This window comes from Nigerium sp., from assembly GCF_039811905.1.
In the GTDB taxonomy this organism is placed as follows: domain Bacteria; phylum Actinomycetota; class Actinomycetes; order Propionibacteriales; family Propionibacteriaceae; genus Propioniciclava.
This window is the reverse complement of the sequence record NZ_JBDHZL010000003.1, coordinates 33,498-48,391: the sequence shown is the minus strand read 5'-3', so window position 1 is coordinate 48,391 and position 14,894 is coordinate 33,498. Positions and strand designations below refer to the sequence as shown.

14 protein-coding genes and 1 pseudogene are annotated in these 14,894 nt (G+C 73.4%); 2 read left to right on the top strand and 13 right to left on the bottom strand.

Annotated elements, in window-relative coordinates; all coding sequences use genetic code 11:
- Positions 1-26: 26 nt before the first annotated feature.
- From WMJ97_RS01520 to dacB, 11 genes and pseudogenes are all read right to left on the bottom strand, one after another.
- Positions 27-584 carry a hypothetical protein gene (locus WMJ97_RS01520; protein ID WP_347347191.1) on the bottom strand — a complete coding sequence of 186 codons (558 nt, stop codon included), beginning with the start codon at positions 582-584 and terminating at the stop codon, positions 27-29.
- A gap of 4 nt (positions 585-588) precedes the next feature.
- Positions 589-1,140 (bottom strand): DUF3180 domain-containing protein, encoded by a 552-nt coding sequence (locus WMJ97_RS01515; protein WP_347347190.1) that lies wholly within the window; start codon positions 1,138-1,140, stop codon positions 589-591.
- The gene (gene folK, locus WMJ97_RS01510; RefSeq protein ID WP_347347189.1) at positions 1,137-1,649 is read right to left on the bottom strand and encodes a 2-amino-4-hydroxy-6-hydroxymethyldihydropteridine diphosphokinase; all 513 of its coding nucleotides are present in this window, start codon (positions 1,647-1,649) and stop codon (positions 1,137-1,139) included. The genes WMJ97_RS01515 and folK overlap by 4 nt, the downstream gene beginning before the upstream one ends.
- Positions 1,646-2,035 (bottom strand): dihydroneopterin aldolase, encoded by a 390-nt coding sequence (gene folB, locus WMJ97_RS01505; RefSeq protein ID WP_347347188.1) that lies wholly within the window; start codon positions 2,033-2,035, stop codon positions 1,646-1,648. Before folB ends, folK begins: the two co-directional genes overlap by 4 nt.
- Positions 2,036-2,112: 77 nt before the next feature.
- Positions 2,113-2,943, bottom strand: a complete 831-nt coding sequence (gene folP / locus WMJ97_RS01500; RefSeq protein ID WP_347347187.1) for a dihydropteroate synthase — start codon at positions 2,941-2,943, stop codon at positions 2,113-2,115.
- Positions 2,943-3,512, bottom strand: a complete 570-nt coding sequence (folE, locus tag WMJ97_RS01495; RefSeq protein ID WP_347347246.1) for a GTP cyclohydrolase I FolE — start codon at positions 3,510-3,512, stop codon at positions 2,943-2,945. The genes folP and folE overlap by 1 nt, the downstream gene beginning before the upstream one ends.
- A 493-nt stretch (positions 3,513-4,005) precedes the next feature.
- Positions 4,006-5,910, bottom strand: a pseudogene (gene ftsH, locus WMJ97_RS01490) (ATP-dependent zinc metalloprotease FtsH); the annotation flags it as partial.
- A 118-nt stretch (positions 5,911-6,028) separates the two neighbouring features.
- Positions 6,029-6,580, bottom strand: a complete 552-nt coding sequence (hpt, locus tag WMJ97_RS01485) for a hypoxanthine phosphoribosyltransferase (protein ID WP_347347186.1) — start codon at positions 6,578-6,580, stop codon at positions 6,029-6,031.
- Complete coding sequence (gene tilS, locus WMJ97_RS01480; RefSeq protein WP_347347185.1) at positions 6,567-7,628, bottom strand: tRNA lysidine(34) synthetase TilS; 1,062 nt, start codon at positions 7,626-7,628, stop codon at positions 6,567-6,569. The genes hpt and tilS overlap by 14 nt, the downstream gene beginning before the upstream one ends.
- Positions 7,628-8,623: a zinc-dependent metalloprotease gene (locus WMJ97_RS01475; protein ID WP_347347184.1), complete on the bottom strand. Its 996-nt coding sequence runs from the start codon at positions 8,621-8,623 to the stop codon at positions 7,628-7,630. Before WMJ97_RS01475 ends, tilS begins: the two co-directional genes overlap by 1 nt.
- Entirely contained in the window at positions 8,620-9,948 is a 1,329-nt protein-coding gene (dacB, locus tag WMJ97_RS01470) for a D-alanyl-D-alanine carboxypeptidase/D-alanyl-D-alanine-endopeptidase (protein WP_347347183.1), read from the bottom strand. Before dacB ends, WMJ97_RS01475 begins: the two co-directional genes overlap by 4 nt.
- A 98-nt stretch (positions 9,949-10,046) precedes the next feature.
- Between dacB and WMJ97_RS01465 the strand changes: the two genes are divergently transcribed.
- Positions 10,047-10,610: an inorganic diphosphatase gene (locus WMJ97_RS01465; RefSeq protein ID WP_347347182.1), complete on the top strand. Its 564-nt coding sequence runs from the start codon at positions 10,047-10,049 to the stop codon at positions 10,608-10,610.
- A gap of 34 nt (positions 10,611-10,644) precedes the next feature.
- Positions 10,645-11,466 carry a metallophosphoesterase gene (locus WMJ97_RS01460; protein WP_347347181.1) on the top strand — a complete coding sequence of 274 codons (822 nt, stop codon included), beginning with the start codon at positions 10,645-10,647 and terminating at the stop codon, positions 11,464-11,466.
- Between the two features lie 651 nt (positions 11,467-12,117).
- Here the strand turns inward: WMJ97_RS01460 and WMJ97_RS01455 are convergent.
- Together WMJ97_RS01455 and WMJ97_RS01450 are read right to left on the bottom strand one after the other, a co-directional pair.
- On the bottom strand, positions 12,118-12,699 hold the full coding sequence (locus WMJ97_RS01455) for a DNA-3-methyladenine glycosylase (protein ID WP_347347180.1): 582 nt from the start codon (positions 12,697-12,699) through the stop codon (positions 12,118-12,120).
- Between the two features lie 108 nt (positions 12,700-12,807).
- Positions 12,808-14,664, bottom strand: a complete 1,857-nt coding sequence (locus WMJ97_RS01450) for a DUF2207 domain-containing protein (protein WP_347347179.1) — start codon at positions 14,662-14,664, stop codon at positions 12,808-12,810.
- Positions 14,665-14,894: the final 230 nt, after the last annotated feature.

The window sequence follows — 14,894 nt, the reverse complement described above, 5'->3', positions numbered from 1 at the left end:
GCGGTGGGAAACGTCGCACAGAAACGTCAGGCTCGGCGCCGCAGCGGCAGCACGACGGCGCCGGAGGACGCCGTGCCGGCGAGTTCGTCGCGCTGGATCTCCAGGACGTCGCGCTCGAGGCGAAGCTCGTCCCGCTCCAGCAGAAGCCCGTCGCGCTCCACCCGCAGTGCGTCCCGCTCATGGCGGGCGGCGTCCCGCTCGCCCGCGAGGCGTCCGGCGTCGGCGCGGAGGCGGGCGCTGTCGTGCCGGGCGTCGTCGAGACGCTCGGCCAGGCGGTCGTGGCGCCGCTGCAGGACGGCCAGGACGCGCAGGTGGGTCTCGCGCTGCTCGCGCAGCTTCGCGCCGTGGGCGACCAGGGCATCGCCGGCCAGCTTGGCGGCCCGGCGGCGGACGTCGGCGACCTCGCGCCACGCGGCGACGCACGCCACGATCGCGGTCAGGACCGCCACGACCACCCCGGCCCGGACCAGCGCCAGGGGGCCCATGCTCAACAGCACCGCCGCGACGCTGCCCGTCGCCATCACGGCGCGCGCCAGCCGGCGGCGCGGGGAGGCGGTCAGGGCGTGTGCGGGGGCGATACTCACCGGCTCACCTTAACGCGGGGCCGCCGCCCTCCTCGTGATCTGGCCGCGTGTCGCCGGACGCCTCGTCGTCGGACTCGCCGTCATCGGGGTCGTCGGGGATCCGGCACGCCCGCTCCAGCCGCCAGCCCGCGACCGCCCAGACCGCGCACAACACGGCGGCTACGCCGCCGTGGACGACCCGGCCCTGCGCGAACGGCGCGGGCCAGCCGGGCAGCGAGAACGCGACGAGGACCACATACGCCGCCCCCAGTCCCGCCCCGGCCAGGATCGACGTCTTGCCCAGCAGCAGCCGGTAGAGCGCCGACTTCGCGTCGAGGTCGGCGCGCCGGTCGCGGACCAAGCGCCTCGTGACGACGGCGAGGTACCCGACCCCGCCGGCCAGCAGCCCCACCGAGAGCCAGGCCACGGGCTCGACGCGCGGCAGCGACAAGCCGAACCGCACGAGGGCGGTCATCAGCAGCGCGCACGCGCCCCCGCCCAGCACGACCGCCAGCGCCACCCACCCGGGCCGGGTCGGCTCCACCGTGGGCTGCCGCGGGCCCTCGGGCGCGGTCATCGGCCGGCCTCCCCGCCGGACAGCGGCACCGCGTCCCCGGTCAGCCGGACGCCCTCGGCGCCGGTCCGCGCGGCCAGGTCGGCGACGCGCCCGTGGCCCGGGAGGACGGCGTCGGGGTCGGCGTTCGCCCAGGGGACGAGCACGAACGCGCGCTCGTGCGCGCGGGGGTGCGGGAGGGTGAGCTCCGGGTCGTCCGAGACGACGTCGCCGCACACGAGGACGTCCACGTCGAGCGTCCGCGGGCCCCAGCGCACCTCGCGGGTGCGGCCGTGGGCGTCCTCGACGGCGTGGGCGGCGTCCGAGACCGCGCGGGGCGGCAGGTCGGTGGTGCCGGTGACGACGATGTTGAAGAAGTCGGCCTGCTCCACGCCGCCCACGGGGGCGGTGCGGTAGACGCCGGAAACGGCGTCCAGCGTGAGCCCGGGGACGGCCGCGAGCTCGGCGACCGCCGCCCGCAGGGTGGCGAGGCTGTCCCCCACGTTCGAGCCGAGCGAGAGCGCGAACCTCATCGCACCCTCGCGACGGTGACGGCCGCGTCGGCGACCCGCACCGGCATCGGGGCCTCGGGCTTGTGCACGGTGACGACCGCGGCGTCCACGAGCGGCTGCGCGAGGCAGGCGTCCGCGATGACGTCGGCGAGCGTCTCGATGAGGTCGTACGGGCCGCCCTCGATGAGCGCGACCACCTGACCGGCGAGGGCCCCGTAGTCGACGGTGGTCTCCAGGCGGTCCTCGCGCGCCGGACGCCGCAGCCGGCAGGTCACGTCGACGACGAACGTCTGGCCGTCCCGTTTCTCGTGCGCGAAGACGCCGTGATGGCCGACCGCGCTGACGCCCGTCAGGGTGACGAGGTCGGCGTTCGTGCCGAGGAGCGCTCCGGTGAGGTCTGCGGTCATGGGGGTGAGGGTCCTTCCTGTTCGTTGCGCTGGGCGTCGCGAGCGCGGCCGGGCTGCCCGCCGCGATCGGGCGCCGACTAGGGTTCTCGGCGCAGCCGCTCGACGACCTCGATCGCGTCGCGGTGCTGGCGTACCGAGTGCGTCCGGACGCCCCAGACGCCGCGCTGGGCGACCAGGGCCGTCAGCGCGGCGGTCGCGTCGTCACGCTCGCGCGGCGGGCGCGGGCCGTCGGCGTCCGCGAGCAGCGACCCGAGGAAGCGCTTGCGCGACACCGCGACGAGCAGCGGGAAGCCGAGCGCCATGAGGGCGTCCAGGTGGGCCAGCAGGGCCCAGTTGTGTTCGCCGGTCTTGGCGAAGCCGAAGCCCGGGTCGAGCACGAGGCGTCCGGCGTCGATGCCGGCCGCGAGGGCGGCGTCCCGGCGCTCGGCGAGCTCGTCGCGCACCTCCGCGACGACGTCGGTGTAGACGGCCCGTGAGTCCATCTCGGTGGCGTGACCGCGCCAGTGCATCGTGATGTACCCGCACCCGCCGTCGGCGACGGCCGGCAGCATCGCCGGGTCGGCGAGGCCGCCGGACACGTCGTTGATCCAGGACGCCCCGCCCGCGATGGACGCCTCCGCGACCGTCGCCCGCGTGGTGTCGACCGAGACCGCGACGCCGGCGTCCGCGAGCGCCCGGACGACCGGGACGACCCGCTCGAGCTCCACCCGTTCGGGCACCCGCGCCGAGCCGGGCCGCGTGGACTCCCCGCCCACGTCGAGGATGTCGGCCCCCTCGGCGACCATGTCGAAGGCGTGCGCGATCGCGGCGTCGGCGTCGGCCCACAGGCCGCCGTCGGAGAACGAATCCTCGGTGACGTTCAGCACGCCCATGACGAGCGTGCGCGCCGGGGCTTCGTGGCCGGCCATCAGCCGATGATGAGGCTCATGGCCTCGGCGCGCGTCGCCGGGTTGCGCAGGCCACCCCGGACGGCGCTGGTCACGGTCTTCGACCCCGGCTTCCGGACGCCTCGCATCGTCATGCACTGATGCTCGGCCTCGATGACGACCATGACGCCCTGGGCCTTGAGGTGCTCCACGAGGGCGTCCGCGATCTGGCCGGTCAGGCGCTCCTGCACCTGCGGACGCCGGGCGAAGCAGTCCACGAGGCGCGCGAGCTTCGACAGGCCGGTCACCCGGCCGTCCCGCGACGGGATGTAGGCGACGTGCGCCACGCCGGTGAACGGCAGCAGGTGGTGCTCGCAGGTGCTCACCAGCTCGATGTCTTTCACGAGCACCATCTCCTCGTGCTCGAGGTCGAACGTCGTGGCGAGCACGCTCGCGGCGTCGGTCTCCATGCCGGCGAACAGCTCCTCGCAGGCGCGGGCGACGCGGCCGGGCGTGGCGACGAGCCCCTCCCGGTCCGGGTCTTCCCCGATGCCGATCAGGAACTCCCGGACGGCCGCCTCGATACGGGGGTGATCGATCGCCATGTCAATTCCTGTCGGTGCGGGGAGGGGTCGCGTCCGGACCGTCGGCCGGGCCCGGCCGGCCCTGGTCGCCGGGTCGGGTGGGGTAGCCCTGGCCACCCGGACGCCCCGAGGGCGGCTGCTGCGGGAAGTCCGGCCCGTGGGCCGGCGGGCGCCCGAAGCCACCCGGGTTCTGCCACGGGCCCTGCGGGCCGCCCGGCTGCTGCGGGGGCTGCGGGGGCTGCGAGCCGCCGTCCGGACCCGGGCCGGGCTGGCCGGGCCAGCCGCCCTGCGGGGGCAGCGGTCCGCCCTGCCCGGGGCCCCCCGGGTTGCCCGGACCCTGCGGCGGGTACGGGTTCGGGTAGCCCGGACCACCGGGGCCGGGGTACGGGCCGGGACCGCCCGCGCCACCGGGGCCCGGGTACGGGCCGGGCGCGCCACCCGGGGGCACGGGGGCGCCGCCCGGGGGAAGCTGCCCGCCCGGACCGCCCTGCCCCGGACGCACCGGCTTCGGCTTCGCCGGCGGCGGGTCGACGGGCGGCACGTCGCTCGGACGCCGCTTGTCCGACCCCGTCCATGCCGGTCGCTTGTCGTGCTTGATCAGCGGCTCGAACACCTTCGCCACCTGGGCCTTGTCGAGCGTCTCGTGCTCGAAGAGCTGCCGGACCAATTCGTCCAGCACCTCCCGGTTCTCCGCGAGCACGTCGAACGCCTCCTGATGCGCGGTCGCGATGAGGGCCGTCACCTCCTCGTCGATCGCGCCGGCCACCTCCTCGGAGTACTCGCGCGAGCCGCCCATGCCGGCCTGCATGCCGAGGAACGGCTCGGAGTTGTCGCCGCCGTACTTCACCGCGCCGAGCCGCTCGGTCATGCCGTACTGCGTGACCATCGCGCGCGCGACCTTCGTCGCCTTCTCGATGTCGTTGGACGCCCCGGTGGTCGGGTCGTGGAACACCAGCTCCTCCGCCGCGCGGCCGCCGAGCATGTAGGCGAGCTGGTCGAGCAGCTCGCCGCGCGTCTGGCTGTACTTGTCGGCGTCCGGCATCACCATCGTGTAGCCGAGCGCGCGCCCGCGCGGGAGGATCGTGACCTTCTGCACCGGGTCATTGCCCGGCATCGCGGCCGCGACGAGGGCGTGCCCGCCCTCGTGGTAAGCGGTGATGAGCATCTCGCGCTCGTTCATCGCGCGGCTGCTCTTCTGCGGGCCCGCGATCACGCGGTCGATGGCCTCGTCGAGGTTCTGCTTCGTGATCCAGTGCTGGTTCTGCCGGGCCGTCAGCAGCGCCGCCTCGTTGAGCACGTTCGCGAGGTCTGCGCCGGTGAACCCCGGCGTCCGCCGCGCGACCGACTCGAGGTCGACGTCGTTGCCCATCGGCTTGTTCACCGCGTGCACGCGCAGGATCTGCAGCCGCCCGGCCATGTCGGGCGCCTCGACCGGGATCTGCCGGTCGAACCGGCCCGGACGCAGCAGGGCCGGGTCGAGCACGTCGGGCCGGTTGGTCGCCGCGATCAGCACGACGCCCCCGCGGACGTCGAACCCGTCCATCTCGACCAGCAACTGGTTCAGCGTCTGCTCGCGCTCGTCGTGCCCGCCGCCCATGCCGGCGCCGCGGTGGCGGCCGACGGCGTCGATCTCGTCGATGAACACGATGGCCGGCGCGTTCTCTTTCGCCTGCTCGAACAGGTCGCGCACGCGGCTCGCGCCGACGCCGACGAACATCTCCACGAAATCGGAACCCGAGATCGAGAAGAACGGGACGCCGGCCTCTCCGGCCACCGCGCGCGCGAGCAGCGTCTTGCCCGTGCCGGGCGGGCCGTACAGCAGGACGCCCTTCGGGATCTTCGCGCCGACCGCCTGGAATTTGGCCGGCTCCGACAGGAACTCCCTGATCTCCTGCAACTCCTCGATCGCCTCGTCGCACCCGGCGACGTCGGTGAACGTGGTCTGCGGCGTGTCCTTCGTCGCGACCTTCGCCTTCGACTTGCCGAAGCCGAGGATGCGGTTGCCGCCGCCCTGGACGTTGTTCATCATCAGCAGGAACAGCGCTCCGATGATGAGGAACGGCAGGATGCCGACCAGGATCATCGACAAGCCGCGGTCGGGCACCTCCACCCGCCACGAGTCGAGCGTGTTCGCCGTCACCCGTTCGTTCAGCCGGTCGACGATGTCGCCGCTCTGCGCGGTGACCCAGTTGGCCCGGATGCGGGTGCGCGCCGCGTCCTTCTCCTCCACCCGGATCTCCTGGTCGCCGTCGACCAGCACCACCTCGGCGAGCGGCTGCGACGAATCGAGCACGGCCACGACCTGCGACGTCGGAACCTGCCGGTAGCCGTTGCCGGCCCCGAACATGTTGATGCCGAGCATCAGCACGATGAACGTGACGATGATCCAAAACAGAGGGGTCCGAAAGACCCGAGATGCTTTCATTGCCTACCTCGGCTGGGCCAATAGTGCACGGGCGAGACTACCCGACGCGGTGTGAAGGCCCCCAGACCGGCCCCGCTTGTTCGTGCAGGGCGGACACCCCCGGACCCCGGCGTCCGGCTCAGCTGTAGACGTGCGGGGCGAGCGTGCCGACGTCGGTGAGGTTGCGGTAGCGGCCCGCGTAGTCGAGCCCGTAGCCGACGACGAACTCGTCGGGGATGTCGAAGCCCACGTATTTGACGTGCACGTCGCTCGCCTTCGCCTCGGGCTTGCGGAACGCGGTCATGATCTCCAGGCTCGCCGGACGCCGCGAGCGCAGGTTCTGCATCAGGTACGACAGCGTGAGCCCGGTGTCGATGATGTCCTCCACCACGAGCACGTGGCGATCCTCCAGGTCGACGCTGAGGTCTTTGAGGATGCGCACGACGCCCGAACTCTGCGTGCCGGACCCGTAGGAGGAGATCGCCATCCAGTCCATCTCCACGTGACAGTGGAGGGCGCGGGTCAGGTCGGCCATCACCATGATCGCCCCGTTCAGGACGCCCACGCACAGCAGATCCTTGCTCGCGTAGTCGCGGTCGATCTCGGCGGCCACCTCGGCCAACCGGGCGGCGACGTCGTCCTTGGTATAGAGCACTCGTGTCAGATCACCGGGGATGTCAGCAGCGTCCACGGCTGGCATCGTAGTCGTCCGCGCCGGCGTCCGGACGCGTGCCCAGCCATCCGTTCCTCCTGACCACACGTGCGCCGGGCACGTCGGCGCCCTTCTGCCCGTGCCAGCCGGTCACGAGCGCGGCGACCGCCGCGACGTGCCCGAAGGACGCCTCCGCGTACCCCCGCTCCGCGAGCCAGGCCCGCAGCGCCCGATCGCGCAGGGCCGGCGGCAGACCGGCCAGCCAGGCGGCGTCCAGTTCGGCGGGGATCGGCCCGCGGTCGGACGCCTCCCGCCGCGGCGCGGCCGCCAGGACGCCCGCCGCGAGGGAGTCGAGGAGGTCGGCGTCCGCGCGGGCGAGGGCCGCCGTCCGGACGAGGGCCTGCGCGACCCCCGGCCCGAGCTCGGCCTCCAGGAGCGGCAGCACCGACTCCCGGACGCGGACGCGCGCGAAGCGGCGCTCGGCGTTGTGCGGGTCGGTCCAGGGCGTGAGGCCCAGGTCGGCGCAGGCGGCCGCGGTGACGGCCCGGTCGAGCCCGAGCAGCGGCCGGACGAACACCCCCCGCTCGGCCGGCATGCCCGCCAGCGACCGCGTCCCCGAGCCACGCGCCAGGCCGAGCAGCACGGTCTCGGCCTGGTCGGAGCGGGTGTGCCCGAGCAGGACCCGCTCGCCCTCCGGCGCCCCCCGGCCCGCGGACGCCGCCTCCAGCGCCGCATACCGGGCCCGCCGCGCGGACGCCTCCGGCCCGTCGCCGGCGTCCGGAACGCTCACCCGGACGACCGCCGCCGGCAGCGACAGCGTTCCCCCGGCCCGCCCGCCCGGGTCGGGCAACGCGGCCAACCGCGCCGCGACGCCCGCGGCGACGGCGTCCGAACCCGGTTGAAGGCCGTGGTCGACGACGACCGCGCGGCACGGCGTCCCGCGGCGGGACGCGACGTGCGCGGCCGCCCACGCGAGGGCCAGGGAGTCGGCGCCGCCGGAGCAGGCCACCGCCCAAGGCGCCGCCGGAAGAGCCCGGACGGCCTGGACGACGGCGAGGCAGGCGTCCGTGAGCGCGCGGCGGGCCATCAGCCGTGGACGCGCGCCACCCAGCGCTGCGGGTCGTGGATCTCGTCCAGGCTCGGCAGCAGCCCGGGCCCCTCGTAGACGGCGTTGAGTCCGTCGACGCCGACCCGGCCGATGACGGCCGTGCAGAACGCGGCGCCGTCGCGGTACTGGGCGAGCTTCAGATCCATGCCGATGAGGCGGTTCAGGGCCGCGTACAGCCCCCCGCGCGACCGCCGGCGCTCGAAGCGGCGCCGGATCTCGGCGACCGTCGGGACGACGTCGGGGCCGACCCGGTCCATCATCACGTCGGCGTAGCCCTCCAGCAGGGCCATCACGCCGCTGATCCGGTCGAAGGTGCCCCGCTGCTCGGGGCTCGTCACGGCGTCCACGAGAGAGCCGCCGCGCAACAGCGCCTGCGGCGCGAACGTCTGCGGCGCGGACAGCAACTGCCCGGTGGCCCGCACGAGGTAGTCGCGCAGCCAGGGTGCGCGGGCGAACTGCAGCCGGTGCGTCTGCTCGTGCAGGCACACCCACAGCCGGAAGTCGGGCCGGTCGACGCCGAGCGCCCGCTCGACCGCGGCCACGTTCGGCGCCACGATCAGCAGCGCCGGCTCGGCCGCGAACGGCAGGTACTGGCCGAGTACCCGCGTCGCCAGGAAGGCCATCGCCCCACCCAGCTGGACGCCGTTGGCGTGCGCCTCGAGGCGTCCCGTCAGCCCGGCCGGCCGCGGGCCGACGCCCCCGCCGGCCTCGGCGAGCAGGCGGGAGACCATCGCGCAGTTGGCGTCCACCCAGTTCGCCCGGTCGACGACCAGCATGGGCCCGGGCGCGTCGGCGCCCAGCCGGGTCACCTCGGCCACCGGCCCGACGGACGCCTCCGCCGCGGCCTGCAGGCCCGCGACGATCTCGGCCATCTCCGGCCCCGACAGGCGCGGGCCGGCCGGGGTCACCCGGCGCCCGGACGCCTGCGCCGTCGCGAAGTCGATCGGCGGGATCGGCGTTCCTGCGGCGCTCACGAGCACCCGCAGGCCGCCAGGACGGCGCTGGCGTCGTCGATCCACGCGCGGCCCTTGGCCGGCGTCGGCGTGCCGTTCAGGACGAACGCGTAGGAGAACACGTGCCCATCGTTGCTCACGACGTAGCCGGCCAGCGAATCGACCCCCGTGATCGAGCCGGTCTTCGCGCGCACCTTGCCCCGGGCGGCGGCCGCCGTCGGGGCGGCGAACCGACCGGCCAGCGTGCCGGTCGCCCCGGCGACCGGCAGGCCGGTGAGAAGGTTGCGCAGCGTCGGCGTCTCGATGCCCTGCCGGATCGCCCGCGCCAACGCGCCCGGCGTGACCCGGTTCTTCGGCGAGATGCCGTTGCCGTCGTCGATGACCATCCCCTCGTCGAAGAGGCCGCGCGCCTTGAGTTCGGCGGTGAGGACGTCCCGGGACGTGTCGAAGTTCGCCGGCTGGCCGCGCTTGAGCGCGAGCTGCCAGGCCAGCGTCTCGGCGGCGTCGTTGTCGCTCTGCGCGAGCGTCTCCTCCACGATGGCCGCGACCGGCAGCGACGAGACGCCGGCGAGCTTGGGCGCGTCGGCGGGGGCCTTGCCGTACGCCGTCGCGGTGACCTTGATGCCCCTGGCCGCGAGCTGGGCCGCGAACACGCGCCCGGCGTGGGCGTTCGGCGACACGTCGCGGTTCAGGCTGCCCGGCGTCGCGAGCGCGTGATCGACCTTGAGCGCCGTGATCGGCGCGACCGACCACTTGAAGCGGTCGGGCCAATCGGCCTCCCAGGCCGGGCCGCCGAACAGCGTCGCGTCGAGCTGCAACGTGACCGACGTCACCTTCTGCTGCGCGAGCGCCGCGGCCGTCCGAGCGGCCAGCGCCTCCATGCTGGAGCCACCCGGACGCTGCGCGGCCGTCGACGTCATCAGCGGGTCGCCGCCGCCGACGAGCACGATCTGCGACGGCGACGCACCCTGCACGACCTTCGTCTCGAAGCGCGAGTCGGGCCCCAGCACATCGAGCGCGACCAGGGACGTCAGCACCTTCATCGTGGACGCCGGCACCTTCGGCGTGTTCTTCGACTGGTAGACCACGCGGCCCGTCCCGTCGAGCACGACGGCCCCGATGTCGGGCAGCTTGTCGGTCTTGACGGCGCGCATGCGCGCCGCGATCGTCGCGTCGTTGACGGCCCCGGACGCCGGCGTCAGGACCGGCAGAACGGGCGCGGGCAGCGTGGTCGCCGCGGGCATCTCGGCGGCGGGCGCGCCCCACACCGGCGCCGCCGGAGCGACCGCAAGCCCGAGCACCAGGGCGCCCGCGATGCACGCGCCGCGTGGGCCTCGCAATGTCACGTGCCAACTCCGTTCTCCGGCGATACCGTGGCCATGGACCAAACGATAGGCTGCTTTTCGCCAACGTAGACCAAAGCCACGACACAAAGGTGAGCCCGATGAGCCAATCCTTCTCCCGCCCCCGGATCAAGCCGAACCTCCGCTTCGACGTCACCGTCGAGATCCCGAAGGGCACGAAGAACAAGTACGAAATGGACCATCACACGGGCCGCATTCGGCTTGACCGGACGCTGTTCACCTCCACCCAGTACCCCAACGACTACGGCTTCATCGAGGGCACCCTGGGGCAAGACGGCGACCCGCTCGACGCGATGGTGATCGTCCCCGAGCCCACCTTCCCCGGCGCGCTCATCGAGTGCCGCGCGATCGGCATGTTCCGGATGAAGGACGAGATGGGCGGCGACGACAAGGTGCTGTGCATCGCGACCGCCGACCAGCGGCAGGAGCACGTCACCGAGCTCGACGACCTGCCCGCGCTCTCGCTGCTCGAGATCGAGCACTTCTTCTCCGTGTACAAGGACCTGGAGCCGGGCAAGTCCGTCGAGGGCGCTACCTGGGTCGGCCGGTCCGAGGCCGAGAAGGAGATCCAGGCGAGCTGGGAGCGGGCTCGCGGCACCGACTACGCGAACGAGTTCACCCCGAAGCCTCAGCTCGAGTCCTGAGCCCGACGGCGACGTGACGGGTTTCGGCACGCCTTTGGTCACCTTTGCCCACCTGAGCGACACGCACATCCGCACCGCCGCGGATCCGCTGGTCTCCGGTGTGGCCGACAGCCGCGCGCTGGTCGAGCGGGCGGTCGGCGTCCTGACATCGTGGGACGCCGACTGCGCCGCCTGGCTCTTCTCGGGCGACCTGGCCGACGAGGGCGACGTCGAGGCGTACGCCTGGCTGCGCGCGTTGGTGGAGCCGGCCGCCGCGTCCCGGGGCGTCGAGGTCATCTGGGCCAACGGCAACCACGACGACCGGGCGGCGTTCCGCGCCGGGCTGCTCGGGCTGCCGGCCACCGACGAGCCGTACAACGCCGAGCGCGAGGTGGGCGGCGTCCGGTTTCTGCTGCTCGACACGAACCTGCCGGGGCGTCCGGAGGGGCGCGTCGCGCCCGCATCGCTCGCCTGGCTCGCCGACCGGCTCGGTGAGGCGTCCGGGCCGACCGTGCTGGTGATGCACCACACGCCCCTCCCGCCAGTGCAGGACGCGGCGGCCCTGTGGCCGCTCACCAACCCCGAGGAGGTCGCGCCGCTGCTGGCCGGCTCGGGCGTCCGGCTGATCCTGGGCGGGCACTTCCATCAACCGAGCATGGGCACGTTCGCGGGCGTCCCGGTGGCGGGGGCGACGTCGCTCGCCTACACCCAGGACCTGACGGAGGGCCGCACGCTGCGCGGCCAGGACGCGGCGCAGGGCTTCAGCCTCGTGCAGATCTACCCCGACGCCGTGCAGTCGACGCTCGTCGGGCTGGAGCGCGGCCGGTTGGTCCACAACGTCATCTCCCCCGAGGACGCCGCCCGCCTGCGGCCCTGAACCGCGATTCCGCCGGGCTCCGCGTGTCGCCCGCTATTGCGAGATCTCTCAATACCAACGGACGATGCCGTCTCCCCCTAAAGTGCCATCGGCGTCCTTTTGTCGACCGGACGACCGGTGTCTTGGACATTCCTGGACATCTAATCAACGAATGTTGATGGGTTGCCCCGCCCATTGGCCGGGACCGTCTCATTCCTGACGCACTTCCCCGGTCCCCTGCGGGGGTGACCGGAAAGGCCCCTAGCGAGAGCGGCATCCGTCAGCCGGACGACCCCCCGCGCGGGGGACGCGACCGCGCGGATAGTTCAGATGACGAGACGTCGAAGGCGGGGGGATCCCATAAACACCGGGACAACTTTGTTGTGAACAAGTCGACCCCCGAAACATAGAGACATCCGTCTCCTTGTGAGGCAGAATAGTAGCGATCGGTTATGAGTAGAGTGCTCAGCACCGATATGGTGGTCTTGGGAACCTGGCCCAATCGCCAGGAACTCACCTAGACGGAGCGTTCTCTTGTCGTCGACTCAGTGACCGACCGGCACGAGAGCGCTTCAGCCCCCGGGATTGGTCCCCCTGGGGAGCGACTCGCATTCCCCCCGCGGGTCGCAAGGCGGGTCGCGGGTGTCTTGAACACCCGCGACCCGCCGTCGTTTAAGCAGACCCCGCGTGCCGCTTGTACGCCGACACCGAGGGGCTGCCCGGCACCCAGAACCGCCAGGGCCACTCCCCGGCGCGCGAGACGTTCACGCGGGGGCCCGCGGCCACCTCGACCGGGGCCGCACGCCCCGAGAGCAGCAGACGCGGGCCGAACAGGGACGCCCCGTTGTCGGCGGACGTGATCCCGAGCGCCCGGCACAGGTTGCCGGGCCCGCGGGCGAGGGCGGTGTCCGCCACCCCGGGACGCCGGGCGCGGGCGGCGTCCAGACCGTCGACGATCTCGGCGCCGCGCAGGAGGACCGCGCTCGCCACCCCCTCCTCGCGGCAGGCGATGTTACAGCAGTGGTGCCCGTGCATGGCGTACACGTAGAGGTGTCCGGGTCCGCCGAACATCACGGCGTTGCGGCGGCTCGGGCCCTTCCAGGCGTGGGACGCCGGGTCGCGCTCCCCCTCGTAGGCCTCGACCTCGACGAGCCGCGCGGCGACGTCGCCGACCCGCAGCACACACCCCAGCAGCAGCGGCGCGACCTCCAGGCCCGGGCGGGAAAGGTCGGGGGCCGGCGTTCCGGCACCCACGTCAGGCCGGGACGCCGTCGCGCGCCGGAGTGACGGACGGTTCGACGTCGGACAGCGGACGCAGGTGGCGGCACATGGCCGCCACCCTGCCACACCGCCTCAGCGGCGTCACCAGCCGCCGCCGCCCCCGCCGCCGAAGCCGCCGCCCCCGCCGAAGCCAGAGCCGCCGCCCGTGGCGGACGTCGAGGCCTGGGCGGACGCCGACACGGCCCCGCCGATCGAGTCGCCGAGGCCCCCCATCGCGCCGGCGAGGCCCCAGCCCGTGAACGTGCCCACGGGGCTGCCGTACCACCCGAGGTCGGGCTCGTAGCGGCCCTGCCGGGCGAGCTCCTCGAAGATCGCCGACCAGCGCTCGGCGACGCCGAACACGATGGCGTAGGGCAGGTAGCGCGAGAACACGTCGATGCCCTCCTCGAAGCGGATCTGGTCGGCCTCCGCGGTCCTCAGGTACAACTCGAAGCCCTTCGACTCGGCCAGCACCGCCGAGCCCTCGGCGGTGCGGCGTCCGAAGCGGTTGCAGACCGCGATCACGGCGATGCCGGCCACGATGCCGGCGAGCCCCAGCAGGCCCCAGCCGACCATCGACAGCGCGAGCCCCGCCAGGACGCCCACGACGACCAGGCCGACGCCGACGGCGATCGCGCCGGCGCGCACGGCGACGGGGTTGCGCGTGAACCAGTGCAACTCGTCGGTCGTGCGCTTCATCAGCCCGTCGCGAGTCTCGGGGACGAGCTGCGCATAGTCGCCGCCCTGCAGCTCCTCGGTCGTGACCTCGTCGCCCTGCCAGAAGAGTTGGTCGAGCACGGCCTGTTCGTAGGCGAGCCGCGGCTCGGCCGAGTCGAGCCGGGTGAAGCGCCAGACCTCGTCGTCCTCCGGCGTGATGCGCAGGTGCCCGCGCACGGCCAGGTCGATGACGGTCGCCGTCACATCCTCGTTGTCGGCCGTCGCGTCCTGCAGGACGCCGACCTCCCCGGGCGTAGCCCCGGCGGGCGGCGTGAACTGGACGGCGACGGGGGCGGCACCGTCGGCGTCCCCCACCAGAGCGTCCTGCCCCGACGCCGGCCGCAGGCCGGGCGTGAGACCGAGGTAGGCCTGGTCGCGGCCCGCGCGGCGGACCGCCAGCGCGACCCCGCCCACACCCAGCGCCATGAGCAGGGCGGTCGCGCCGCCGGTGACCGGCGTGAGGGGGAACATGTTGCCGGGGTGGTACCGCTTGGTGAATTGCGGTTCGGCCCCCACGAACGTGCCGGCGGGGAAGCCGGCGACGATCTGCACGGGCTCGTGCGCGGCGAGACCCGGCGCGGAGAACACGGCCGAGCGCCCGTTCTCGCTGGCTGCGCACGGGGTGTCGTAGCGCTCGCCGCGGAAGCAGGCGGCGCGCTGGATGTCGGCCGGCCCGGTCACGGTGGCGGTCGCCCCCGAAATCGGCACCTCCCAGCCGGGCCCGACGACGTTGTCGTTGAACTCGTCGAGGCCGCTGCCCGCGACGCGCGGCGCGACGAGCCCCCGGACCGTGTACTCGATGCGGTACTGCTGGACGCCGGTGTACTGCCGGTTCTCGTTGCCGATGCGGACCTTGAGGTTGCCGTCGTCGTGATCGATCTTGACGTCGGCGGCCGCGCCGGAGGGGCTGCTCACCTGGCCGAGCGTCACGTCGAGCGTGCGCCACAGGTCGGGGTTGCCCTCGACGCGCTGGCGCTCGGGGAACCAGAGGTGCGGCCCGTGCCCCTCGTCGCCGGCGAAGTCGAAGTCGAGGTCGAGCCGGACGCGGGTCGTGCCGTCGGAGGCCACCTGCGCATCGACGTCATAGCGGGTGATGCGCCAGGAGTCGGGGGTGTCGTCGGCGGAGGCGGGCGTCGCCAGGAACGCGGCCGAGACGAGCGACAGCAGCAGCGTCGCCAGCGAGACGCCCACGAGCCGGCTCAGACGCCGCGCCCGACGTCGACGGGTCTGTCGGGGGTTCATGCGGGCAGCGTACCGGCCGGGCCGAGGCTGGACGTTTCCGGCGCAAAGGTCGCGAAACGGTGTCGTTGCGCATCCGCCCTGGCGTGTCACCTCCGGGAGTGCCAAGAATAAGGGCTCCACATCACTCCCCCGTGGGCGTTTCTACCTGACGTTCTCCACCGCGGGGGGTGGAGAACGTCACACGGACACGTGCCCAGGAAAAGACCGTCCGACCGTGCGAGGGGGTGCCC